The organism is Streptococcus cristatus (genome assembly GCF_003944225.1).
Lineage (GTDB): Bacteria > Bacillota > Bacilli > Lactobacillales > Streptococcaceae > Streptococcus > Streptococcus cristatus_K.
Window position 1 is genome coordinate 96,639 of sequence record NZ_RJPN01000003.1, and the last position, 23,339, is coordinate 119,977.

The following is a 23,339-nucleotide window of genomic DNA, read 5'->3' on the forward strand; positions in this document are numbered from 1 at the left end:
AAAATTTCTTCGTCAAGTTTCCTATTTTCACTTTGACTTTTTACGCCCTTAGTATCATAATTAGAATTGGAGAGGTCATGGCTGATGACAAGCTAAGAGCGACTCCTGCGGCTAGAAAGTTAGCGGATGATCTAGGGATCAACCTCTATGACGTTTCTGGCTCAGGTGCAAACGGTCGTGTCCACAAAGAAGACGTGGAAACTTATAAAGACACAAACGTGGTTCGCATTTCGCCACTTGCAAAACGAATTGCCCTCGAACATAACATTGCTTGGCAGGAAATCCAAGGAACAGGTCATCGTGGTAAGATTATGAAGAAGGACGTTTTGGCCTTGCTTCCTGAAAATATCGAAAATGATACCATCAAGTCTCCTGCTCAGATCGAAAAAGTGGAAGAAGTTCCAGACAATATTACTCCTTATGGTGAGATTGAGCGTATCCCAATGACACCAATGCGTAAGGTTATCGCCCAACGTATGGTTGAATCTTACTTAACTGCGCCAACCTTCACGCTCAACTACGATGTCGATATGTCTGAAATGCTAGCTCTTCGTAAGAAGGTTCTTGATCCAATCATGGAAGCAACTGGAAAGAAAGTCACGGTTACAGATCTTCTTTCACTCGCTGTTGTGAAGACACTGATGAAGCACCCATACATCAACGCTTCATTGACCGAAGATGGCAAGACCATTATCACTCACAACTATGTCAACCTTGCTATGGCTGTGGGAATGGATAATGGCTTGATGACACCTGTTGTTTACAATGCTGAAAAAATGAGCTTGTCAGAGTTGGTTGTAGCCTTCAAGGATGTGATTGGCCGTACCTTGGATGGTAAGTTGTCTCCAAGTGAACTTCAAAATTCAACATTCACAATCAGTAACTTGGGAATGTTTGGTGTTCAGTCCTTTGGTCCAATCATTAACCAACCCAACTCAGCTATCCTTGGTGTAAGTTCAACAGTTGAAAAACCTGTAGTTGTCAATGGTGAGATTGTCATTCGTCCAATTATGAGCCTAGGATTAACTATTGACCACCGTGTCGTAGATGGTATGGCTGGTGCTAAGTTTATGAAAGACTTGAAAGCCTTGATTGAGAACCCAATCTCAATGTTGGTTTAAATAATACAGTATTTATTTTTAGAGATATAGATAAAGGAAGTAAGACATGGCCTTAGAAGTAATTATGCCAAAAGCCGGCGTGGATATGACAGAAGGACAAATCGTCCAATGGAATAAAAAAGTCGGAGAATTTGTAAAAGAAGGAGAAATCCTTTTGGAAATCATGACTGACAAAGTCAGCATGGAATTGGAAGCCGAAGAAGACGGCTACTTGATTGCCATCCTCAAAGGAGATGGTGAAACTGTCCCAGTAACGGAAGTCATTGGCTACCTTGGTGAAGAAGGGGAGAACATCCCAACAGCTGGAGCGGCTGCGCCAGAATCAAAACCTGCACCTGCAGCTAGTGCTTCAAACGACGACGGTAAGAGTGATGATGCCTTTGATATCGTTGTGATTGGTGGTGGTCCTGCTGGTTATGTGGCAGCCATTAAAGCAGCCCAACTCGGTGGTAAGGTTGCCCTTGTTGAGAAATCTGAACTCGGTGGAACCTGCTTGAACCGTGGCTGTATCCCAACTAAGACCTACCTTCACAACGCTGAAATCATCGAAAACATCGGTCATGCAGCAAACCGTGGTATCGTCATCGAAAATCCAAACTTCACTGTAGATATGGATAAACTTTTAGAAACTAAATCTAAAGTTGTCAATACCTTGGTAGGTGGTGTTGCAGGACTCCTTCGTAGCTACGGAGTTACTGTTCATAAGGGTGTTGGTACCATCACTAAAGACAAGAATGTCTTGGTAAATGGTACAGAATTGCTTGAAACCAAGAAAATTATCCTTGCTGGTGGTTCAAAAGTCAGCAAGATTAACGTTCCTGGTATGGAATCATCACTTGTAATGACCAGTGATGACATTCTTGAAATGAACGAAGTACCAGAAAGCCTCGTAATCATCGGTGGTGGAGTTGTCGGTATCGAACTCGGTCAAGCCTTTATGACATTTGGCTCGAAAGTGACTGTTATCGAAATGATGGACCGTATCGTTCCAGCTATGGATGCGGAAGTGTCTAAGAATCTTCGCTTGATTCTTGAGCGCAAAGGCATGACCATCTTAACTGACACTAAACTCCAAGAAATCATCGAAGAAGATGGTCAACTTCGTATCAAGGTTGAAGGAAAAGACGATATCATCGCAAGCAAAGCCCTTCTTTCAATCGGTCGTGTGCCAGACCTTGAAGGTATTGGCGATGTTGAGTTTGAATTGGATCGTGGACGTATCAAGGTCAACGAATACATGGAAACTTCAGTTCCAGGCATCTACGCACCAGGTGACATAAACGGTACCAAGATGTTAGCGCACGCAGCCTTCCGTATGGGTGAAGTTGCTGCTGAAAATGCCCTCAAAGGAAATCATGCTGTTGCTAAATTGAACTTGACTCCAGCAGCTATCTACACTCTTCCTGAAGTAGCAGCAGTAGGTCTCACAGAAGAACAAGCTCGTGAGAAATACGATGTTGCCATCGGTAAATTCAACTTTGCAGCTAACGGACGTGCTATTGCATCGGATGCTGCTCAAGGCTTCGTTAAAGTTATTGCAGATAAGAAATACGGAGAAATCCTTGGTGTTCACATCATCGGTCCTGCAGCTGCAGAATTGATCAACGAGGCATCAAGCATCATCGAAATGGAAATCACTGTTGAAGAAATGCTGAAGACTATCCACGGACACCCAACCTACTCTGAAGTGATGTACGAAGCATTTGCGGATGTTCTAGGAATGGCTATCCATTCACCTAAGAAAAAATAAATTGAAGATAGAATAGACTGGGAAGATATTTTCCAGTCTCTATCGTATAAAAGGGATATCATGAAATATATTATCAATCATTCAAACGACACTGCCTTTAATATCGCTTTGGAAGAATATGCCTTTAAACACCTTTTAGATGAGGATCAAATCTTCCTTCTTTGGATTAACAAACCATCTATCATTGTCGGGCGTCACCAGAATACTATTGAAGAAATTAACCGTGATTATGTTCGAGAAAATGGTATTGAGGTAGTCCGCCGTATCAGTGGTGGTGGAGCTGTTTACCACGATTTAAACAACCTCAACTACACTATTATCTCAAAAGAAGATGAAAACAAGGCCTTTGACTTCAAGAGCTTCTCAACTCCCGTTATCAACACCTTGGCTCAACTCGGTGTTAAAGCTGAGTTTACAGGCCGTAACGACCTTGAGATTGATGGCAAGAAATTCTGTGGAAATGCCCAAGCTTATATCAACGGCCGTATCATGCACCACGGATGCTTGCTCTTTGACGTTGATTTGTCAGTCCTAGCAAATGCCCTCAAGGTTTCAAAAGATAAATTTGAATCAAAAGGCGTGAAATCCGTCCGTGCCCGTGTAACCAATATTGTCAATGAATTACCAGAAAAAATTACAGTTGAAGAATTCCGTGATTTGCTATTGGAATACATGAAAAAAGAATATCCAGAGATGACTGAATACGTCTTCTCAGAGGAAGAATTGGCGGAAATTAACCGCATCAAGGATACCAAGTTTGGTACTTGGGACTGGAACTACGGTAAATCACCTGAATTTAACGTCCGTCGAGGAACAAAATTCACTAGCGGTAAGGTTGAAGTTTTTGCCAACGTCATTGAATCAAAAATCCAAGATATCAAAATCTATGGTGACTTCTTTGGTATTGAGGACGTTGCAGCTGTAGAAGATGTCCTTCGTGGAGTAAAATATGAACGTGAAGATGTCCTCAAAGCACTGGAAACAATTGACATTACACGCTACTTTGCTGGCATTAGCCGTGAAGAAATCGCTGAAGCAGTGGTGGGATAAAATCATAAGAGATTCGCTTTTGCGGATCTCTTTTTTGGACTCAGTTTTACCTATAAATAGTTTCTAATATATTACTTTTATGGTATTATATAGATGGATAAAGTCGTTTGAAAAACTTGAAGTATCTCTCTTCAATCTCTCTTTAGAAAGTGTGGTCTTATGAAACGAGTCTTTATTATCTTTTCTAATCTTTTTGTCACCAGCTTTCTTCTTTGGATTGCCTTTATTTCCCCAAATACGCTCATCTATCGAAGCCTCCCTGTGGTAGGAGTTCTTAAACAAAAAAGAGCTGTCACCTATGAGGAGCTTTCAGCCAACTTAGATCAGTTAGTAAGGGAAAGAAATAGTGTAATTGCTCGCCAGATTCAACAAACGGATTCGCAAGGTCAGGTCAAGTTCTCCTATGATCTCTACGGAGAAGGAGAGCTTCCAAAGGGCATCAAAAAAGCAGATAAAGAAGTCGCTTCTAAGGAAAGCTTACTTACCAATTACTATATCCTATCAGGGAAGTTACCACTCGAAAAGTTGGATCAAAAACTACACGAACTTGGTTTCTCAAAGACTTTCATGAATAAGCCTAATCTCTTGCAGAATTTTATGGCATTTTTTGGTTCCGGTTCCCAATCCTTAGCCTTGGTTATTTTTATTCTTAGCTTTAGTGCATTGGCCATTATTCAAAAAACACTTGAATTGAGGAGTGCAGGGATTCGTTATATTGCAGGGATGAGACGGTACCAACTCTTTGGACGTTCTCTCATGGAAGACAGCAGAGAGCTGCTTTTAGGATGTATTGGAGCCAGTGCCTTAGGATCCATTTTGATTTATTGCTTACAATTAACCCCCTTTGCCTATTCCTTCATTATTTCAAGTAGTATCATTTATAATACGCTCTTGCTCATTGTATCGGCTCTCCTGTCCTTTCTTTTTGCCTTCAGCATCCAGACGGTACACTTGGTTAGCCTTTTAAAAGGGAAAATTCCAGTAAAAAGGATTTTAGTTTTTCTCTTTACCTGTCAATTTCTCGCTGTTGCTCTCATTGGCCTTGCTATTCATCGAGTCAGTATCTATGGTTCTAGCTGGCAGACTTACCAAGAGGGGAAAGTAGCTTGGTCTAAAGAGACGAATTGGGTTCAAATTGGTGTAAATCGGGAGGCTATTTCACAGAATACAAACAAAGAGATGCAAATTGAAAACAGAGCCAAATGGTCTAAGTTAATCGAGTCTGGCATTGAAAAAGGTGGTCTCTTGGTCTATCATCAGCTCGCATCTTTTGATTCAAAAGGCTTCATGAATGATCCTAGAACAGGGAGAGATCTTTCGATCACAGATTACGATCCTCTTGCCAATACCCTGTATGTCACTCCAAATTACCTTGATATCCAAAGGATCTCAGTTTCCCCCCGAGGAAAAAGAGCGCTTGAATCACTTGCAAGCTGGAGAATTTGGCCTCTTGCTCCCTGAAAAGTTGAAGGGTCAAGAAGAGGAGTTGAAAAAACGCTATGAAGATTATCTGACTCCTAGAGATGAACAAGGAAAGAGCCAGTTGCCTATGAAAGCACGGGTGACCTATCTTCCTAACAACCAAAAACGCTTTATTTATAACAATACACCTATGAACTATCAGCAATTCTTGACCGATCCGATTTTGGTTGTTGTTCGACCTAAAAGCTTTGGTGGCTACGACAATCCTTATTTCTCTCAACTCAATTCTTATCTGTATTTTGATGGACTTGAAAAAAGCAAGAAGCTAGTAGCTGAGAATGGGCTCGAAAAAAATGTGAGTCAATACGACTATGCAGCAGCTGTCTATCAGCAGATGGTGCAATCCATCCAATTAGAGAACCTCATGGCCATTGCTGGCGGTATCTTAGGAATGGCGACCTCCATTCTACTCTTTAACACCATGAATTTCCTCTATTTTGAAGAGTTTAGAAGACCGATCTTTCTGAAGAAGATTGCGGGTATGGACTTTTTGAAAATTCACAAAAGTATGCTCATATCAGAGATTGCTATGCTGCTATTAGGTAGTGTCCTGATTTTCTTTCTCACACAGGAATGGTGGATCGCTCTCGTCACGCTCTTATTATTTGCAACCAATGCATGGCTGATTCTCCTTTACCGCTCGCATAAAGAAGAGTATTTCTTGCCCATTATTCTGAAAGGAGCCTAATATGATCAAAATAGAACACCTGGCAAAATCATTTGGAGAACGGACTGTCTTTCAGGATATCAATCTGCAATTTGCAGCAGGAAAGGTCTACGCCCTAATCGGAAATAGTGGTTGCGGCAAAACAACCCTACTCAATATCCTGGCTAAGCTAGAACCTTATGATAAGGGAAGCATCAGCTACCGAGGGCAAGAGCTTAAGCAAATCAAATCTCATCACTTTTTCAAAAATGAATTAGGCTATCTCTTTCAAAACTTTGGTCTTCTTGAAAACGAAACCGTAGCTGCCAATTTAGAACTTGGATTGATTGGTCAAAAATGGACTAAACAAGAGAAGAAGCAGCGAGAAGAAGAAGTCTTAGAAAAGGTGGGATTGGATTATCTCGCACTCAATCAAAAAGTCTATGAATTATCAGGCGGGGAAGCGCAGCGTGTCGCCTTGGCCAAAGTCATCCTCAAGGATCCTCCCTTGATTTTGGCGGATGAACTGACTGCAGCACTCGATCCCGAAACTTCACAAGAAATTATGAACTTGCTGTTATCATTGAAAAAGCCAGACCGTTTGATGATTATTGCAACGCATAACCCAGCGATTTGGGAAAAGGCCGATGAAGTGATTCGGTTAAATACTATTTAAGTTAAGTAAAAATGCTCTATGAACAAAACATCATAGAGCATTTACTGTTGCATGTGTCATAATTTTAGTTCTGTAAACTATAGTTTGTCCAAAGCATTCTTTTGCTCGTCATTGACGATATGAGTATAGAGGTCAGTGACTTGTGTACTGGCGTGTCCTAGCTGGTGGCTGACAAGAACTTGAGATTTAGTTGCATCATACAAACGTGTAGCAAGTGTATGGCGGAGTTTGTGAGGAGTCACCCGCACCTTGAAGTCCTCAGAATACTTGGCTACCATTTTTTCGACACTGGAAGCATCAATTCGATTAGGAGTGCCACGGTATTCAGTCAAAAAGAAGGCTGTATCCGTCTTTTCGGCCTTGTATCGCTTGCTCCGAATGCTCAGATACTCTTCTAAATAAGGCTTAGCAAAAGCAGCAACATTGACAGAGTCCCTTTTTCCGCCTTTTCTTGTTACTTCAATGACCATCATTTTGAGATTGATGTCTTTAAGGTCCAGATTGACAGCTTCAGACAGACGAACACCAGAGGCTAGCAGCAAGGCAATGATGGCTAAATCTCGTTCTTTATTTTTGTTAAAAGAGGACAGAGCTCGATTAGAGAGGTTCTTAGGGTACTCCGTATCGATATATTGGAGAAATTCTTCCGTCTCATCCCCTAAAAAGAGCTTCTGCTTAATATTCTCTGCACGGGCTGCCAGAGTTTCCTTTTTCTTCTTAGTAGCAACTTTTTTCATCACATTTCGATAGAAGTAGGGTTCGCCCTGCTCATTTTCCACTTCCTCAGTCAAATATTTGTAGAGGCTGGACAAGGCCGACAGAGTCCGGTTGATAGTTGTCTGGGAAACACCGTTTTGGGTCGAATTAGCATTGAGGAGCGGACGCTCTCGCAGATATAGAATGAAGGCCTCCATATCTTTCTTGCTCATATTTTCCAAGACCGAGAGAGGAATCTCAGCAATTTCTGAAGCGTCAGATATACCAGAGTCTAAAATCCAGCGGAAAAATCGATCGTATTCTTTGAGATATTCATACAAGGTTGTAAAACTATAAGGCACTGCCAGCTTAGATTGGTAATATTCTAGAACGTACCAGGGCATGATTTGCTTCAGTTTATCAATTCGTTCCAATAAAATCTCGCGTTTCATTCCATCTTCCTCATGATTTTTCTATAAAAGAAGTATAGCATATCTAGACATATTTTTCAAGAAAATTATAGTTTTTCGGAAAGACATTAGAGGGAGGTAAGCAACCTAACTTTACTACAAAACAGATAATAAAAACAAGACAGTATTGAGAAACTAAACTCTGTCTTGTTTTACCTAAAATTTATTCTTCTAATTCGATTTTTTGAAAATAATCCAGTTGCCATTTTTGTGTTGCTCGAGCTGCTTTATTTAAATTGCTGCACCAGGACGGATAAAAACGCATGGCCATCTTTCCTTTACAATCCTTTGTAGAAAGAATTTTTTTACTGATAGCCACCTCTTTGGGAATGATAAATATACCGCAATGACGGTCGTCAATGACGACAATAACCAGTTCATCACCCAAGTCTTCATCTGTATAAGGGATATTCTTGTTGTCTTGGTCTTTTTTCCAAAATACTGTAAAGTAGCCTTCTTTTTTAGGTGTTTTCTTTGCCAAACGGCATCTTTTGTATTCTTGATTATCCTTTGGCTTAATCAAAATGCTTTCATAGTCTTCATTCCATCTTTCATTTATCAGATCAAAGTCACCATAATACGTATGAAGAATGTCTGTCATTTTCATTGTTTTATTGTCTTTCTAAATTTTTTACCAAAATAAAATTATGTAATATAATTATTAGAATAAAAACTCCCTAATTAAATCAATGGCTTGATCATTTTGCGGCAGAGAGGAATGATGGGCAGCCTTGCCTATGACGATAGCCTCTCTGTATGAAGCAATTTTGCCTTTGTAAATCAGGCTCCCTGCTTCTACACTGCTTCTATGGACAATTCCGTCACCATCCCGGAAAAATATTCCTAAAATCGATAGATGCTGCAGCTTCTTAGGCAGTTTTTCCTGATTGGCTACAAAGTCATCTAACATTGGGACTCGACGATTAAGATTTTTCTTGTTCAGATTATAAGGACTGCCAATAGTCAGGAGCTTTTCCATCTCCAATCCAGAATGGTTTGCTAGGTATTGCTGCAGGAAAGCTGTATATACTAGGCCTCCGTTAGAATGTCCCAACCCTTTAAAGCTGGTAAAAGCATATTTCTCTCGTAAAACAGTTATGGCAGCGTTGAACATAGCAGCCTGCTTCTTGATATTTTTGTAACCATCGCAATTATTCTGAAAACCAATCACAAAAATGGGGGTTCTGTCCTTTCGCTTCAAATGCCCACGATAAGTCATGTGGCCGTCATTCCAGACTTTTATACGAATGAGACTATGGTGAGGATGCTGGCCGTGATTGAGCTTTCTAACCATTTTGTTAAAACGATTCTCTGTTGCTGAACTGCCCGGAATCATGATAATTGGCTGAATATCAACTTTGCTAAAGGGCAGATGGCTGATGGGATGGGAAGTGAGCTTCGCTTGTATGTCGTTATAAAATCGAATTAGGTACTTAATAAACTTTTTCATTTCTTTTTCCTAAATGTACAAAACAAGTTACATAAAATAAATTATGTAACTTGTTTGCAATTACTTTCGCTTCTTCTTGTTTTTCTTCATTTGCTTGGCCATTTTATTCATGCTGCGGCGCATGAGGAATTCTCCAGCTTTTCCTTTGAGGCCACCGCCAAAAAGTTGGCTCATGTCTGGCATCCCTGCTCCGCCTAGGGCAGATAAATCAGGCATGCCTCCTTGACCCATCATGCCTTCTAAAGCTGACATATCAGGCATGCCGCTCGGCATATTTTTAGGCAGATTGTTAGGATTGAGCCCCATCTGTTTCATCATTTTGTTCATATCTCCAGATAGGACACCTTGCATCATCTGTTTGGCTTGGTTAAAGTCCTTGATAAACTTATTGACTTCGACAAAGCTATTACCAGACCCAGCCGCAATCCGACGGCGACGACTTGGGTTAAGCAGATCTGGATTTTCCCGCTCAGCTGGCGTCATAGAAGATACGATGGCACGTTTACGGGCAATTTCTTTTTCATCCACTTTGATGTTTTTAAGAGCAGGATTATTGGCCATACCTGGCAGCATCTTGAGCAATTCTTCCATAGGCCCCATGTTCTGCACTTGGTCCAACTGGTCGATGAAATCATTGAAATCAAAGGTGTTTTCCCGCATTTTTTCAGCCATTTCAAGAGATTTCTTCTCATCGTACTCTTGAGCGGCCTTTTCAATCAGGGTCAGCATATCCCCCATACCGAGGATACGGCCAGACATACGGTCTGGGTGGAAGGTTTCGATATCAGTAATCTTTTCACCGGTACCAGTGAACTTGATTGGTTTGCCAGTAATCTGACGGACTGACAGAGCTGCACCACCACGGGTATCCCCATCAATCTTGGTCAGGATAACCCCGGTCACTTCGAGTTGATTGTTAAATTCACGGGCTACATTTGCTGCTTCCTGACCGATCATAGCATCGACAACCAGCAGAATTTCATTTGGCTGTGCTAAAGCCTTGACATCAGCCAGCTCCTGCATGAGTTTCTCGTCAATTTGTAGGCGACCAGCCGTATCAATCAAGACATAGTCATTGTGATTAGCCTTGGCTTGCTCTAAACCTTGACGGACAATCTCTACTGCTGGAAACTCAGTACCCAAGGCAAAGACTGGCACATCAATCTGTTGGCCCAGTGTTTTCAGCTGATCAATAGCCGCTGGACGGTAAATGTCAGCCGCAATCATCAAAGGACGAGCATTTTCTTCTTTCTTGAGTTTATTGGCCAATTTACCTGCAAAGGTCGTTTTACCAGCCCCTTGCAAACCGACCATCATGATAACAGTCGGAATCTTTGGTGACTTGATAATCTCGGCAGTGTCAGAACCCAGAATTGCTGTTAGCTCTTCATCTACGATTTTGATGATTTGTTGAGCTGGATTGAGCGTGTCAATAACTTCGTGTCCAATAGCTCGCTCACGAATCTTTTTAATAAAGTCTTTAACAACAGGCAGGGCAACGTCAGCCTCCAAGAGAGCAAGACGGATCTCTTTGGTCGCTTCCTGAATATCACTCTCAGAAATTTTTCCCTTTCTGCGTAGATTTTTAAAGACGTTCTGTAAGCGTTCAGTTAAATTTTCAAAAGCCATAAATCTTTCTCCTCTTAATTATCAAATGATGGAAATGGACAGGTTTCTATCCGCTCTATTCTCGGTTATCAATACTGGACAAAACCGCAAGCTGCTCCTGCAAATAGGGATCATCAGGGTATTTTTCCATAATCTGATCGAAAATCTGACTTCTAACGATATAGTCAGAGTACATGTGCAGTTTCATTTCGTAGTCTTCCAGAATTTTCTCTGTCCGCTTGATATTGTCATAGACAGCTTGGCGGCTCACATTAAACTCCTCGGCAATCTCAGCAAGGCTGTAGTCATCCGCATAGTAGAGCTCAATATAGTTCATCTGCTTGTCAGTCAGCAAAGCCGCGTAAAACTCAAACAGAGCATTCATTCGATTTGTTTTTTCAATTTCCATAAAGAATATTATACCAAATAATCCCTTTAAACTCCACTCTTTCGATAGGTTTGAAAATGGAGAATTATTAAAAAACTGCCGGTTGACAGTTTTTTCGTTACATAATTTAAGTTATGTAATTATGTGTTTTCTAAATAGAATTCAAAGCGTTCGCCAACATACTGGCTTTTTACATACTCAAAGGCCGTTCCATCATCAAAATAAGAAACTTGTGTCAAGCCTAAAATGGCATGACCACGGGGGATTCCCAAGTATTTAGCGATTTTCTCCTTGGCCAAACGGGCGTAAATGGTCTGTTGGGACTTGCCAATTTTATAGCCGTGCTCTTGTAAAGTTTGAAAGAAATGGCTGGTCACTTCTTCTTTTTTGAAATTTTTTATAAATTTCTCTGGGATCGAGGCGACCTCATAGACTACGGGGATATCGTCAGCGTAGCGAACCCGTTCCATGCGGATGATGTTCTCTGTCTTATGAATGCCCAGCTTTTCGACTTCTCGCTCGCTAGGCAGCGTCCGACGGTAGGAAATCAGCTGGCTGGACGGTATTTTCCCTTGAGACTTCATAATTTCTGTAAAACTAGTCGTTCCACGCATCTTTTCCTGAACGCGTGTACTTGCAACATAAGTCCCGCTACCGACTCGACGCTCTAGCACTCCTTCCTCCACCAGAAGCGTAATAGCTTGGCGCAGGGTCATTCTGCTGACCTCGAAAGTTTCAGCAAGATCACGTTCGCTTGGCAAACGCTCGCCAATCTCCCAAATACCCTCGTCAATATCTTTTTTTATTTGATCATGTATTTTCACATAAGCAGGTAACATCAATAGCCCTCTTTTCTGATTTTAAGCAGCTTTTTTATACATTTATTGTATTATCAATTAGTTTAAAAGTCAAACTAAATATCAATCAATGTGGGGAAACCCTATTTTATTATTATTTTTTAGACAAAAATCCTCTCACTTTTCAGTTATTTTTACTTGCAGCTAGTCCTATTACCTTGGAAAAATCCGTTTTTTGTGATAAAATGAGGGGAAAAAGATTACTTCTTTTAAGAAAGGGAAAAGATGACAACTACAACTGAATTGCAAGATGTTGAAAAAATCATCGTGCTTGATTACGGCAGCCAGTACAACCAGCTGATTTCACGTCGTATCCGTGAAATTGGTGTATTTTCTGAGCTCAAGAGCCATAAGATTACAGCGGATGAAGTCCGTGCTATCCGTCCTGTTGGGATTATCCTTTCAGGTGGGCCTAACTCAGTTTATGAAGAAGGTTCATTTGATATTGATCCAGAAATCTTTGAGTTGGGGATTCCAATTTTAGGGATTTGCTACGGTATGCAGCTTTTGACTCATAAATTAGGCGGGAAAGTATTGCCAGCAGGTGATGCCGGCAATCGTGAATATGGTCAATCCAAACTAACACGTACTACTTCTCCTCTTTTTGAAGGCACACCAGATGAGCAGCTTGTCCTGATGAGCCACGGTGATGCGGTGACAGAGATTCCTGCAGACTTTGTCCGCACTGGTACATCTGCTGACTGTCCTTTTGCATCTATTGAAAATCCTGACAAGAAAATCTACGGAATCCAGTTCCACCCTGAGGTTCGTCATTCTGAGTACGGTTACGATATTCTGCGCAATTTTGCTCTCAATATCTGTGGCGCTAAGGGCGACTGGTCTATGGATAACTTCATTGATATGCAGATTCAAAAGATCCGTGAAACAGTTGGTGACAAACGTGTTCTGCTCGGCCTATCAGGTGGTGTTGACTCTTCTGTTGTAGGTGTCCTCTTGCAGAAAGCTATCGGCGATCAATTGATCTGTATCTTTGTAGATCACGGTCTTTTGCGTAAAGGCGAAGCTGATCAAGTTATGGAGATGCTGGGCGGAAAATTTGGTTTGAATATCGTTAAAGCGGACGCAGCGAAGCGTTTCCTTGACAAACTTGCTGGTGTATCTGATCCAGAGCAAAAACGTAAAATCATCGGAAACGAGTTTGTTTATGTCTTTGACGATGAAGCTAGCAAACTGAAAGATGTGAAATTCTTGGCTCAAGGTACACTTTATACCGACGTTATCGAATCTGGTACTGATACTGCTCAAACTATCAAGTCTCACCACAATGTTGGTGGTCTGCCAGAGGATATGCAGTTTGAGTTGATTGAACCTCTAAATACACTTTACAAGGATGAAGTGCGTGCTTTGGGTACAGAGCTTGGCATGCCTGATGAAATTGTCTGGCGCCAGCCATTCCCAGGCCCTGGTCTTGCTATCCGTGTCATGGGTGAAATCACAGAAGAAAAATTGGAAACTGTCCGCGAATCAGACGCTATTCTCCGCGAAGAAATCGCCAAGGCTGGTCTTGACCGCGATATCTGGCAATACTTCACTGTCAACACTGGCGTTCGTTCAGTAGGTGTAATGGGCGACGGTCGGACTTATGACTACACAATTGCCATTCGCGCTATTACTTCTATCGATGGGATGACGGCTGACTTTGCCAAGATTCCTTGGGATGTTCTGCAAAAAATCTCTGTTCGTATCGTCAATGAAGTTGACCATGTTAACCGCATCGTCTACGATATCACCAGCAAACCACCTGCAACTGTGGAGTGGGAATAAGAACTATGCAAAAACCAGCTAGAATCTAGCTGGTTTTTTAGTTACATTTTTGAAGATAGTCTTATTGACCTAGCAGGCCCTTAAAGAAATTAACGATTGCATTCCAGATATTGCTAAAGAAATTACCGCCATCTTCAAGAAGTCCGTTTGCATCAAAGTTAAGGTTGATATTATTGAATGTGTCACCAGCCTTTGAAACAATACTATTTTTCAGGTCGGTGAGCGTCTTTGTGAAATCAGAATTTGTGATGACCCCGCTATTTGAAAGATTGACAGCAAAGTTAATAATCAGATTGATTTGGTCAGCTGTGACGGAACTGCTAAGACCGTAGTTTTTCAGTGTTTCTTCAACGATTTTACGGACATCAGCTTCTGTCAAGTTGCTGTTATTCTTTTTAGCATTAGCAACAGCTGTTTTTATATCTGTCAGAGCCACATTCAGCTTATCAGCATCGTAACCTTCCTTGCCCTGGTTCTCAGCATTGATATTTGAAAGTGCGGATAATTCTTCCTGAGCCAGATCTTTATTTTCCTGGGGAACGCTTGCTCCATTTTCCTCCAGCGAGTAATAAATACCAGCTAGGGCGCTTTCCCCAGTTACAGGGATCGGTGCTGCTACTGTGATTTCTGCATGCTGTACGCCCAAGGTGACTGCCGCATTGCGATACATATCCTCTGTAACCTTGGTGATGTTTTGCGGCGTGACAATCTTAACTTGAAGCGGCTTCTTGTTGCCCAACTTCTTAATCTTAACAGAAGAATAAAGCTGCAAACTAGGATCATTTGCCACATTCATAATTTTTGAATAGACATCAGGTGTCATTGTTTTCAAAGGTTTAGAATCGCTCGATGCATTGTAGCCTAAGAGCTGAAGCGTTTGCTCTTTTTGACTATCATCCAAGGAATAGCCTAATACATACTCAGGCTGAACATAGGTTTCGTCAATGACTTTTTGAACGTTTGTGTCAGCAGTTACTGTGGATACGGTAAAGAGCGTAGCTAGAAAAGCTCCTGCCGTTAGTAATGTTTTCTTAAATTTCATTTTACTCCTCAATCTATCTCTAAACAATAAGGTTTTAGAGAAGCTTCGATTATAATCAGCGGATTGCGCTGTCACATTAAATTAGGAAAGGAAAACTTTCTATAGAACAAAATAGTATAAAATGCTTAAAGTTTTCTTATAGACAAAGAATAGCCTGCATTTCTTAAAATTATTTGCCCCAAAGAAAGTCAATCAATAATCTATCTACTTCTGGATTTTCATGCAGCTGGCTATGCTGAGCCAGAGGGCCAGTCACTCGTTTTTCCTGATAGGACTTGGCATTGTCAATTACAAGATACTTGAGACTGCGAGAAGAAACGTTTAAGACGGAACCATCCGATTGATTTTTAAAATCTCCATAGATATTAAGCACATCCACTTGATCTTGCGGATAAATTTCGCGCAAGCCCAGAAGTTTTTGATAACTATCACTCATGGCGCTAGGTTCCCCTGTTTTGGAATCTAGAATGGTCAAATTAGCCGGAAGATCCATGCCCTCCAAACCATTGACATGATTGGCAATATTTACCTGCTTTTGTAGTTGTGGAAATTCTTCATTTTGAGCGTGCTCTAATAGGTAAAATAAGATAGACATATTTCCCATAGAATGTGCAACAAAATTCATCTTTTTAAAGCTATACCTTGCTTGCAACTCTCTAATAACTGCTGCCGCATACTCTCCATCCTGAGCATAGTTGGCATTTCGATTGTCCTCGAACTCAACCATAACAATTTGATTAACAGCATCTTTCGGAATATCTCCTTTAAGAGTTACTTGAGCGTGACTATCAACTGTAGCAGTGACGATTGTTTGAGTAACCCCAGCTTGTCTGGCTGCCTCCACCATATGCTTTTCAGCATTAGCACTTGAGCCATAACCGTGGAAAAACAAGGTCGGAGCCCTTGACTGAATATAGTCACTACTATTTAATTCTTTGGTTTGCCGATTGTAGATTAGAAATAAGCTAACAAGAGCAATGAACAGAAAAGATGATAGTGCTATGATAGACCGCTTTTCCATTTTCCACCTCCTATCTTGTATGGATTAGTATTATAACATATATAATAATCTTAAACAACTAAAGAAAACAACATTCTATTTAAAAAGAATTGTTAAGAAGTAAATATGTATTAAATCGTATTTATCTTGTTTTTATTCGTATTAACTTGAACAGATAATCATCGCACCAAGAACTACCATGCTATTCAATTTTATCGTCATACCTTCTCTTATAAAGCTTTTGGGCTTTTTGTGTGTACTGCCTGATGAAATCAGTTTTAGCTTCTGTGTATGCATCTCGATTGTACTCGTACTTTTTCCATAAGATTAATTTTAACTCCTCGTAGTCCTTCGCGACATCTGGATGAGCTTTCAGATAGTCTCGGAAATAGAGTTCATCATTGTCTCCATAGTAGCGCAAATGCAAGTGAAAAACGCGTTCAGCAAAACCTTGCAGTGTATAGCCCTTGTTAAAAGACATGCGGCCTTCTGACTCTGACATAAGCAGGTAGCCATGCTCCAGCAATTCTCTCTTGATGCTCCCCATATCTTCACTTCGAGGAATTTCTAAAAGAATGTCAATAATCGGCTTAGCCCATATCCCCTTAATCGATGTGGAACCAATATGATGCATTTTATACAATTGATTTTCTGGCAAAAAATTTACTATTCTTCTGCTTTCCTCCTTATACCAAGCTGCCCAATCCTTATTGTGCTCCTCTAAGAAAATCGGGAATAGCTGCCATAATTCTTCTAAAGACATATCTTCTAGGGCTTTTGCCATGTGACTTCTCCTTACCTTGTATCAAATGAGAATTAGAGTAAAGACTGGGAATCCTATCCCAGCCTCAGTTTTTATTACCAATAAAGCAAGCCATAAGTCAGTAAAACGCTGATCATGCTAAAAAGTGAACCGATCAGATAGTATTCTGCAAAGGACTGGCTTTCAGAAATTTTATTATAGCGGGCGATGGACTTAGCCGTAAAAACTAGCCCAATAGCAGTAAACTGCCCGAAAATAAGGGAAATTCCCATAATTAAACGCTACAAAATCCCAATCATGGCACCAGCTCCTGCGATAGTCTCTCCGCTGTCTTCTCCTGCCTGATACTTGCTGAAGAAGAGTTTAAAGAGGATATTAACTGGCTTACCGGTAAGGGCGAAGAAAAAGAGAGCCTGCAGCATGAGGTAGCGCTCAGACAGCCAATTAGGAGCTGGAATTTGCTGCTGCCCTAAGAGAAAATAAAGAGCAAAAATACTAATTAAATGCAAGATCTGATCCAGTATAAAGGCAAACTTTTGAGCATGCTGCTGGACAATCAATGAATTCAGCCTATTCTTTAAGAAGTCAATAAGCGCATGACTGAGCCAGACCAAGACGAAATATAGCAGATACTTAGGTAGGACTAGCCCTAAGAGCAACAAGGGCAAGAGAACAATTCCCAAATGGAGAATTAAGAAATTCATCCTCCGGCTTTTAAGGTCGGCCATTTTCTGACTTTGAAGCTGAAAATCAGCTAGTACATGGGCCAGCAAAGTCAATACAAGAATCGGATTCTGCATGAAAAATTTTGAAAATCCCATAAAATTTGTCATTGTTCAGCCTCCTTTGCTGCCTGTAGAATCATTCTCATAGCTAAACGGCGATTTCTCAGATAAATCTTCAAACCAGACGACTTGAGCCGCTTACTAAGCGCACTGGGACTAATTTGCAGCAGCTCTGCTATTTCCCCGTGAGAAAAATTCTCGTCATAGATGTATTCTATGAGCATCCGCTCCAGCACCTCTCTCTGGCTAGCATTCCACTTACTCTGGATAAAGGACGTAGCCGCCAGCACCGTATTGACCGCCTGACTGAGTTCTTCATCTCCCAAGAATACAGCTATACGGCTGCTGCCATAATCATTTTTTTCGTGGACTGCGTTAATAGCTGCGCGTGCCCTCCAGTAGGCTGGACCGTCCGAGCCAATACTTTGCTCGCAATTGATATCCGTCACAATCTCACCCAGACCAAGACCAAAGCGAATCGGGTGAGGAAAGCCCAAGGCAATCTGATCAAGGAGCTGCATGACTTCAGGATTAGGGCGCAACAAAGCTTGAAACTCATCTCCTGTCGTAATGGTAAAGGGCGATACTAGGTAAGTCTGATAATCCTGGTTCAAGACTGCCATCAATTTCTGCAGGTCTTGCTGCGCCTGCTTGCGGTTTTTTAGCTGTTTGGATTCGATCAAATCTCCAATAAGAGCAATATAAAGCATACCTGATCAAACCTCCTTTAAGTCTATTATAACGGAAAATTTTAAAAAATATTCATTATAATAGCTCGACTATTTTTTCTTTTTAGGTGCTAGTAAGGCAGGATAGACAGCTTCAATTAGATTGCAGAGAAAGGAAGCATCTTCTACTTCTTCTATATGAAGCATTGGCTTTGCACCTGGATAAGGGAGTTCATAGACTGGATTCTCTAAGAGAGTCAGAGCAGGCTGGACTGGCTTGAGCAGCAAGCGATTGTCATAAATCCCGCCAAATAAGCGACCTCGATAATAGAGCAAATATTCCCCCATCATCTTGCGAAAACTGATTTCTTGACCTAAGCCTTGCAGCTGCTTCAGGATAAAATCCAAATATTCTTGACTAGATGCCATCGGAACACCTCCATGAATTGATACTTTATTATACCAAAAACGGATGAAGATTGCTGATGTATCTTCTTCAATCCGTAGTCTGTCTATCCTCGGGTAAGCAAAAAAGCTAGACCTAACAAGTCTAACTCTTTTACTTCTTATTTTTTTAAAAGTCCTTCCTTGACCAGATAATCACGCGCGACAGCTTCCGCTTTTTTGCCTTCAATGCCGACTTGATAATTCATCTGGCTCATCTGGCTTTCTGTAATTTTACCAGCCAGCTTATTGAGAATACCTTCCAACTCAGGGTGTTTTTCTAGCAGTTCAGCCTTCATGAGAGGCGCTCCTTGATAAGGAGGGAAAAGATGTTTATCGTCTTCTAAAATCTGAAGTTGATAGCGCTCAATTTCAGGGTCAGTTGAATAGACTTCCATAATCTGAATATCGCCTGATTTAATCGCATCATAGCGAAGAGCTGGCTCCATGGTTGACACATTGAGATTCAGTCCATAGACAGATTGAAGTCCCTTGTTTCCATCTTCACGGTCGTTAAATTCCAAGGTAAACCCTGCCTTGAGCTTGTCTTGGACTGCTTTAAGATCAGAGATGGTTTTAAGATTGTATTCTTTTGCAACACTCTTAGGTACAGCAATGGCATAAGTATTTTGATAAGCCATGTGATTGAGCAAGACTAGATTGTCCTGTTTTTTGATTCCATCACGTGCTGCTTCAAAAACTTCTTCAGCATCATTGCTGACCTTTGGAGCAGGTTGCAAGAGAGTTCCAGTAATCGTACCGGTAAACTCAGGATAGATATCAATATCGCCTTTTTTCAGGGCTTGATAAAGGAAGTCTGTCTTACCAAAGTTCGGTTTGACTGTCACAGTCATATCCGTATTTTCCTCGATGAGAAGTTTATACATATTCATGAGAATTTCTGGCTCTGGACCTAATTTCCCAGCAATAACCAGATGATCCTTCTCCTGCTTGGGAATTAGACTCGGTGTATAAGAAGCGCCTAGTCCGAGGATTAAGACAGCAAAAGCTGTAAATACAGTCCGAAGCTTGGCCTTTTCCATCCATTTAAGGAGACTGTTGAAAAGAATTGCTAAAACTGCGGAGGAAATTGCTCCAATCAAGATCAGACTGGCATTGCGGCGGTCAATTCCTAGAAGGATAAAAGAACCTAGTCCACCAGCTCCGACGAGGGCTGCTAGAGTTGCTGTTCCGATAATCATAACCGTTGCCGTCCGAATTCCAGAAACGATGACGGGCATAGCTAGAGGCAGTTCAAACTTTTTGAGTCGCTCCCACTTGGTCATCCCAAAGGCGATTCCAGCTTCTTCTAAACTAGGATCAATCCCATTCAAAGCTGTGACAGTATTTTCTAAAATCGGGAAAATAGCGTAAATCACCAGAGCAGTCAGTGCCGGCAGTGTACCAATCCCCATGAGGGGGATAAAGAGTCCCAGCAAGGCCATTGAAGGAATGGTTTGAAAGATTCCCGCAATTTGCAGCACCCAATTGGCTGCTTTTTTGTGACTATGAAGATAGATAGCGAGCGGAATGGTCAGGAAGATGGCCACTAGTAAGGTCAGAAGAGACAGCTGGAGGTGTTGCCCTAAGGCTGCCAACCATTCGCCAAAGCGCTCCTGGAAGGTAGAAAACAAATTAGCCATGTTGAACACCTCCAAATAAATCTGCTACGAAGTTAGTCGCAGGTGCAGATAAGATTTCCTCAGGTGTCGCCACTTGACGAATCTCCCCGTCCTGCAAAATAGCAATCCGATCACCTAATTTCAAAGCTTCGTCCGTATCGTGAGTGACAAAAATGGTCGTCATCCCAAACTCATTATGCAGTTGCTTGATCAACGTCTGCAATTGTTTTCTGGAAATAGCATCCAGCGCTGAAAAAGGCTCGTCCATGAGAAGTATCTTGGGCTGACCAATCATGGCGCGGACAATACCAACACGCTGCTGTTCCCCACCTGACAGCTCACTCGGCAGTCGATGACCATAGTCAGCTACTGGCAAGCCAACTTTTGCCAAGAGCTCTTCTGTTTTCTTAGCAATTTCTTCCTTGCTCCACCCCTTCATCTCAGGAATGAGAGCAATATTTTCAGCCACCGTTAGGTTTGGAAAGAGGGCAATTGCTTGTAAGACATAGCCAGTAGAAAGACGTAGCTCACGCTCATCATAATCCTTAATCCGCTTATCATCCATATAGATATTTCCATCAGTTGGTTCCAAAAGACGGTTGATCATCTTGAGCATGGTTGTCTTACCGGACCCAGAAGGCCCAACTAAAACCATGAATTCACCATCCTCAATCCGTAAGTTGACATCTCTCAAGACATCCTTTTCAGTATAGCGTAGCGCTACATTTTTGTATTCAATCATTTCTTCTCCTTATTTATTACGATAACCTTGCCAAAAGACTGGCTACTTTCCAGATAAGCATGAGCGTCCTGGATTTGCTCAATAGAAAATACTTTCTCAGGTCGCACATCTATCTGATAACGCTCCACAAAGTCCACCAAAGCTTGTAGCTTGTCTTGAGACACATTGCCAGAAGCAAAGGTTGTTAAGTAGAGATTGCGGTAAAGCATTTCAATAGGGTCAAAGTCTGGAATAGTCCACTGACCGCCCAGCAAGCCACAAGAGCAGATCATACCACCATCTGCCGTACGAGCAAATGTATCGAGAATAGCACTCGAACCGACAAGATCTAGGACCTTATCAAACTGCTCTTCCGTTTGCAAAACGCCATCCTTATCCAAAATCACCTGGTCAAATCCTGCCTCTTTTAGTTGCTCTTCCTTGCCCAGACTACGGCTACTTCCCGCTAGATAGACATTTGGAAATTGCCCTTTGAGAAGCTTTGCAAAAGCAATCCCAACACCACTAGTCGCTGCTCGAACCAGAACTCTGTCTCCCTCCTCAATCTTGAGATTGAGATAAGAGCCAAATGCCGTGTAGTAGGTTTCAGGCAGTGCGATTAAACTTTCCAAAGCAAGCTCTGTCCTCACAGGATAAACCTGTTCATCAGGTAGCAAAACATACTCAGCATAACCACCATCAAAAGCACGCCCCATTTCTCCCATGATGGAGATGACTTGCTGCCCGACCTGCAAATCAGGACGATGTGTCTCCTCTACAAGTCCTACACATTCAATCCCTAAAATCCGTGGAAATTGAACGGAGGGCGATAGTCCTTGACGAGTAAAAATCTCGCTATGGTTGATTCCAAATCCTTGTACCTTGACCAAGGTCCAACCTTCTTTAACAGTCGGTTTTGGAACTTCCACAACCTGCAGAACTTCTGGTCCTCCGGCTTCCTTAACAAGCACAGCTTTCATCTTAGTACCTCCTTTTAAAACTTCCCTCGGTTGGTCAGGTCTTCTACCTTAGGCATGACTTCTTTATTGTCCCAATGCTCCACAATCAAGCCATTCTCCAAACGGAAGATGTCATACTGGGCATAGGCAACGCCATCAATCTGAGTCTGCCCATAGCTGACCACATAGTTTCCTTGTCCCAAAAGTTGGAAAACAAAGTCAAAAGTAACCCCGTGCTCAGCTACATAGTCTTTATAAGCCTGACTTCCTTGTCCAATCTCATGATTATGCTGAATCAAATCTTCTGCCACATAATCATTCCACTGCTCTAGTTCGCCGTTTTGAAAGATTTCTGTCAAGAAACGACGAACGGTTTTTTTATTTGCTACTGTCTTGTCCAAATCCGTGACTTCAAAATCTCCAAAGATCTGATCTAACTGTCCATTTTCTGGAGCGCGATAGTAGTCAATCACATCCCAATGCTCCACGATGCGACCATTCTCATCAGAACGGAAAGTATCCGTCGTCACCCATTGAGCTTCCCCGCCATTGAGATATTGGTGAACATGGACGAAGACTAGATTGCCGTCTTCAATGGTGCGAACAATCTTCATCTCACGCTCGGGATAACGCTCAAAGAAATTTGCAAAAAAAGCCGCAAACCCTTCTTTCCCATCTGGCACACCTGTCGAGTGCTGAATGTAAGTATCTCCTACAGATTGGGCTTGAGCCTCGGCAACGCGTCCATCTTGAATGGCATGGATGTATAAATTTTGTGCATTTTCAACTTGTTTTGACATGATTTAAGCTTCTTTTTCTTTTAAATTTGCTAAGATGCGTTCCTGATAACTTTCAAACTGACGAATTTCTTCCTCAGAGAAGCCTTTATAAAAAATCTCATCCAGTTTTTGACTGACACGATGGCCAACTTCTTTCTGTGACCAACCCTGATCCGTCAATTTAACATATTTTTTTCGCTTGTCTAAACCACACTGACTAAAGGTCACCAAATCCTGCTCTTCCAACTTTTTCAGCATAGTCGTCAGAGTATTATTGGCAAGACCCGTCGCCAGCGCAATGTCTGTCGCCGTCACGCAGCCCGTTTCACTATTCCATAAAACTGTGAGAATCTTGCCCTGTTCACTTCGATAAAGGGCTTCAGGCTCCTGGCCCAGTAACTTTTGAAAAATCCGCCCATTCAACAAACGAATATGATAGGCTACCAAATGACTGTCTTTCATACTTCCTCTAATTTATTTCTATATCGAATTGTTTTTTATTGTAACATCAGATATTACATTTGTCAAGAATTTAATTCGATTTGGAAATAATTTGAAAAATATGCATAGAAAAATC

The 23,339-nt window shown here is 41.5% G+C and carries 21 protein-coding genes and 2 pseudogenes; 6 read left to right on the plus strand and 17 right to left on the minus strand.

What is annotated here, in order from left to right; translation table 11 throughout:
- Window positions 1–77: 77 nt before the first annotated feature.
- The 5 genes and pseudogenes from D8797_RS04925 (at window position 78) to D8797_RS04945 (ending at window position 6,725) form a co-directional block, all read left to right on the plus strand.
- Complete coding sequence (locus D8797_RS04925) at window positions 78–1,121, plus strand: dihydrolipoamide acetyltransferase (RefSeq protein ID WP_125379491.1); 1,044 nt, start codon at window positions 78–80, stop codon at window positions 1,119–1,121.
- A 46-nt stretch (window positions 1,122–1,167) separates the two neighbouring features.
- Window positions 1,168–2,871 (plus strand): dihydrolipoyl dehydrogenase, encoded by a 1,704-nt coding sequence (lpdA, locus tag D8797_RS04930; protein ID WP_125379492.1) that lies wholly within the window; start codon window positions 1,168–1,170, stop codon window positions 2,869–2,871.
- A gap of 60 nt (window positions 2,872–2,931) precedes the next feature.
- Window positions 2,932–3,921 carry a lipoate--protein ligase gene (lplA, locus tag D8797_RS04935; RefSeq protein ID WP_061414054.1) on the plus strand — a complete coding sequence of 330 codons (990 nt, stop codon included), beginning with the start codon at window positions 2,932–2,934 and terminating at the stop codon, window positions 3,919–3,921.
- A gap of 159 nt (window positions 3,922–4,080) precedes the next feature.
- Window positions 4,081–6,091 (plus strand): annotated as a pseudogene (locus tag D8797_RS10530) (DUF1430 domain-containing protein).
- A 1-nt stretch (window position 6,092) separates the two neighbouring features.
- Window positions 6,093–6,725: an ABC transporter ATP-binding protein gene (locus D8797_RS04945; protein ID WP_125379493.1), complete on the plus strand. Its 633-nt coding sequence runs from the start codon at window positions 6,093–6,095 to the stop codon at window positions 6,723–6,725.
- A gap of 77 nt (window positions 6,726–6,802) precedes the next feature.
- On the opposite strand, the gene xerS is transcribed toward D8797_RS04945, so the two are convergent.
- The 6 genes from xerS to D8797_RS04975 form a co-directional block, all read right to left on the minus strand.
- On the minus strand, window positions 6,803–7,873 hold the full coding sequence (gene xerS, locus D8797_RS04950) for a tyrosine recombinase XerS (RefSeq protein WP_125379494.1): 1,071 nt from the start codon (window positions 7,871–7,873) through the stop codon (window positions 6,803–6,805).
- Between the two features lie 181 nt (window positions 7,874–8,054).
- Window positions 8,055–8,498 (minus strand): MepB family protein, encoded by a 444-nt coding sequence (locus D8797_RS04955; protein ID WP_125379495.1) that lies wholly within the window; start codon window positions 8,496–8,498, stop codon window positions 8,055–8,057.
- A 54-nt stretch (window positions 8,499–8,552) separates the two neighbouring features.
- On the minus strand, window positions 8,553–9,341 hold the full coding sequence (locus tag D8797_RS04960) for an alpha/beta hydrolase (RefSeq protein WP_125379496.1): 789 nt from the start codon (window positions 9,339–9,341) through the stop codon (window positions 8,553–8,555).
- Window positions 9,342–9,401: 60 nt separating this feature from the next.
- Window positions 9,402–10,970, minus strand: a complete 1,569-nt coding sequence (gene ffh / locus D8797_RS04965; RefSeq protein ID WP_125379497.1) for a signal recognition particle protein — start codon at window positions 10,968–10,970, stop codon at window positions 9,402–9,404.
- Between the two features lie 55 nt (window positions 10,971–11,025).
- Window positions 11,026–11,358, minus strand: a complete 333-nt coding sequence (locus D8797_RS04970; protein ID WP_005590307.1) for a putative DNA-binding protein — start codon at window positions 11,356–11,358, stop codon at window positions 11,026–11,028.
- A 119-nt stretch (window positions 11,359–11,477) separates the two neighbouring features.
- Window positions 11,478–12,176: a GntR family transcriptional regulator gene (locus tag D8797_RS04975; protein ID WP_061422862.1), complete on the minus strand. Its 699-nt coding sequence runs from the start codon at window positions 12,174–12,176 to the stop codon at window positions 11,478–11,480.
- Window positions 12,177–12,419: 243 nt separating this feature from the next.
- Between D8797_RS04975 and guaA the strand changes: the two genes are divergently transcribed.
- On the plus strand, window positions 12,420–13,979 hold the full coding sequence (gene guaA / locus D8797_RS04980) for a glutamine-hydrolyzing GMP synthase (RefSeq protein WP_125379498.1): 1,560 nt from the start codon (window positions 12,420–12,422) through the stop codon (window positions 13,977–13,979).
- Window positions 13,980–14,040: 61 nt separating this feature from the next.
- Here the strand turns inward: guaA and D8797_RS04985 are convergent, their stop codons facing one another.
- From D8797_RS04985 to D8797_RS05035, 11 genes and pseudogenes are all read right to left on the minus strand, one after another.
- On the minus strand, window positions 14,041–15,021 hold the full coding sequence (locus tag D8797_RS04985; RefSeq protein ID WP_048763876.1) for a DUF1002 domain-containing protein: 981 nt from the start codon (window positions 15,019–15,021) through the stop codon (window positions 14,041–14,043).
- Between the two features lie 169 nt (window positions 15,022–15,190).
- A complete protein-coding gene (locus D8797_RS04990; RefSeq protein ID WP_125379499.1) occupies window positions 15,191–16,042 on the minus strand; it encodes an alpha/beta hydrolase in 852 nt (283 codons plus the stop codon).
- 181 nt (window positions 16,043–16,223) lie between these two features.
- Entirely contained in the window at window positions 16,224–16,805 is a 582-nt protein-coding gene (locus D8797_RS04995; RefSeq protein WP_125379500.1) for a GrpB family protein, read from the minus strand.
- 74 nt (window positions 16,806–16,879) lie between these two features.
- A pseudogene (locus D8797_RS05000) lies at window positions 16,880–17,617 on the minus strand (DUF3307 domain-containing protein).
- A complete protein-coding gene (locus tag D8797_RS05005) occupies window positions 17,614–18,279 on the minus strand; it encodes a SatD family protein (RefSeq protein ID WP_125379501.1) in 666 nt (221 codons plus the stop codon). The pseudogene D8797_RS05000 and the gene D8797_RS05005 overlap by 4 nt, the downstream one beginning before the upstream one ends.
- A 69-nt stretch (window positions 18,280–18,348) precedes the next feature.
- Window positions 18,349–18,666, minus strand: coding sequence for a TfoX/Sxy family protein (locus D8797_RS05010; protein WP_125379502.1), 318 nt, complete (start codon window positions 18,664–18,666; stop codon window positions 18,349–18,351).
- Window positions 18,667–18,803: 137 nt separating this feature from the next.
- On the minus strand, window positions 18,804–20,324 hold the full coding sequence (locus D8797_RS05015) for an ABC transporter permease/substrate-binding protein (RefSeq protein WP_125379503.1): 1,521 nt from the start codon (window positions 20,322–20,324) through the stop codon (window positions 18,804–18,806).
- Window positions 20,317–21,045 carry an ABC transporter ATP-binding protein gene (locus D8797_RS05020; protein ID WP_125379504.1) on the minus strand — a complete coding sequence of 243 codons (729 nt, stop codon included), beginning with the start codon at window positions 21,043–21,045 and terminating at the stop codon, window positions 20,317–20,319. The genes D8797_RS05015 and D8797_RS05020 overlap by 8 nt, the downstream gene beginning before the upstream one ends.
- Entirely contained in the window at window positions 21,042–22,004 is a 963-nt protein-coding gene (locus D8797_RS05025) for a zinc-binding dehydrogenase (protein ID WP_125379505.1), read from the minus strand. Before D8797_RS05025 ends, D8797_RS05020 begins: the two co-directional genes overlap by 4 nt.
- A 14-nt stretch (window positions 22,005–22,018) precedes the next feature.
- On the minus strand, window positions 22,019–22,783 hold the full coding sequence (locus D8797_RS05030; protein WP_125379506.1) for a nuclear transport factor 2 family protein: 765 nt from the start codon (window positions 22,781–22,783) through the stop codon (window positions 22,019–22,021).
- Window positions 22,784–22,786: 3 nt separating this feature from the next.
- Window positions 22,787–23,224, minus strand: a complete 438-nt coding sequence (locus D8797_RS05035; protein ID WP_125379507.1) for a MarR family winged helix-turn-helix transcriptional regulator — start codon at window positions 23,222–23,224, stop codon at window positions 22,787–22,789.
- Window positions 23,225–23,339 lie beyond the last annotated feature (115 nt).

What these genes read in the sequence shown, in the direction of transcription:
- D8797_RS04925 (WP_125379491.1), top strand. Translation starts at nt 78, where the DNA reads ATGGCTGATGACAAGCTAAGAGCGACTCCTGCGGCTAGAAAGTTAGCG.
- lpdA (WP_125379492.1), top strand. Translation starts at nt 1,168, where the DNA reads ATGGCCTTAGAAGTAATTATGCCAAAAGCCGGCGTGGATATGACAGAA.
- lplA (WP_061414054.1), top strand. Translation starts at nt 2,932, where the DNA reads ATGAAATATATTATCAATCATTCAAACGACACTGCCTTTAATATCGCT.
- D8797_RS04945 (WP_125379493.1), top strand. Translation starts at nt 6,093, where the DNA reads ATGATCAAAATAGAACACCTGGCAAAATCATTTGGAGAACGGACTGTC.
- xerS (WP_125379494.1), bottom strand. Translation starts at nt 7,873, where the DNA reads ATGAAACGCGAGATTTTATTGGAACGAATTGATAAACTGAAGCAAATC.
- D8797_RS04955 (WP_125379495.1), bottom strand. Translation starts at nt 8,498, where the DNA reads ATGAAAATGACAGACATTCTTCATACGTATTATGGTGACTTTGATCTG.
- D8797_RS04960 (WP_125379496.1), bottom strand. Translation starts at nt 9,341, where the DNA reads ATGAAAAAGTTTATTAAGTACCTAATTCGATTTTATAACGACATACAA.
- ffh (WP_125379497.1), bottom strand. Translation starts at nt 10,970, where the DNA reads ATGGCTTTTGAAAATTTAACTGAACGCTTACAGAACGTCTTTAAAAAT.
- D8797_RS04970 (WP_005590307.1), bottom strand. Translation starts at nt 11,358, where the DNA reads ATGGAAATTGAAAAAACAAATCGAATGAATGCTCTGTTTGAGTTTTAC.
- D8797_RS04975 (WP_061422862.1), bottom strand. Translation starts at nt 12,176, where the DNA reads ATGTTACCTGCTTATGTGAAAATACATGATCAAATAAAAAAAGATATT.
- guaA (WP_125379498.1), top strand. Translation starts at nt 12,420, where the DNA reads ATGACAACTACAACTGAATTGCAAGATGTTGAAAAAATCATCGTGCTT.
- D8797_RS04985 (WP_048763876.1), bottom strand. Translation starts at nt 15,021, where the DNA reads ATGAAATTTAAGAAAACATTACTAACGGCAGGAGCTTTTCTAGCTACG.
- D8797_RS04990 (WP_125379499.1), bottom strand. Translation starts at nt 16,042, where the DNA reads ATGGAAAAGCGGTCTATCATAGCACTATCATCTTTTCTGTTCATTGCT.
- D8797_RS04995 (WP_125379500.1), bottom strand. Translation starts at nt 16,805, where the DNA reads ATGGCAAAAGCCCTAGAAGATATGTCTTTAGAAGAATTATGGCAGCTA.
- D8797_RS05005 (WP_125379501.1), bottom strand. Translation starts at nt 18,279, where the DNA reads ATGCTTTATATTGCTCTTATTGGAGATTTGATCGAATCCAAACAGCTA.
- D8797_RS05010 (WP_125379502.1), bottom strand. Translation starts at nt 18,666, where the DNA reads ATGGCATCTAGTCAAGAATATTTGGATTTTATCCTGAAGCAGCTGCAA.
- D8797_RS05015 (WP_125379503.1), bottom strand. Translation starts at nt 20,324, where the DNA reads ATGGCTAATTTGTTTTCTACCTTCCAGGAGCGCTTTGGCGAATGGTTG.
- D8797_RS05020 (WP_125379504.1), bottom strand. Translation starts at nt 21,045, where the DNA reads ATGATTGAATACAAAAATGTAGCGCTACGCTATACTGAAAAGGATGTC.
- D8797_RS05025 (WP_125379505.1), bottom strand. Translation starts at nt 22,004, where the DNA reads ATGAAAGCTGTGCTTGTTAAGGAAGCCGGAGGACCAGAAGTTCTGCAG.
- D8797_RS05030 (WP_125379506.1), bottom strand. Translation starts at nt 22,783, where the DNA reads ATGTCAAAACAAGTTGAAAATGCACAAAATTTATACATCCATGCCATT.
- D8797_RS05035 (WP_125379507.1), bottom strand. Translation starts at nt 23,224, where the DNA reads ATGAAAGACAGTCATTTGGTAGCCTATCATATTCGTTTGTTGAATGGG.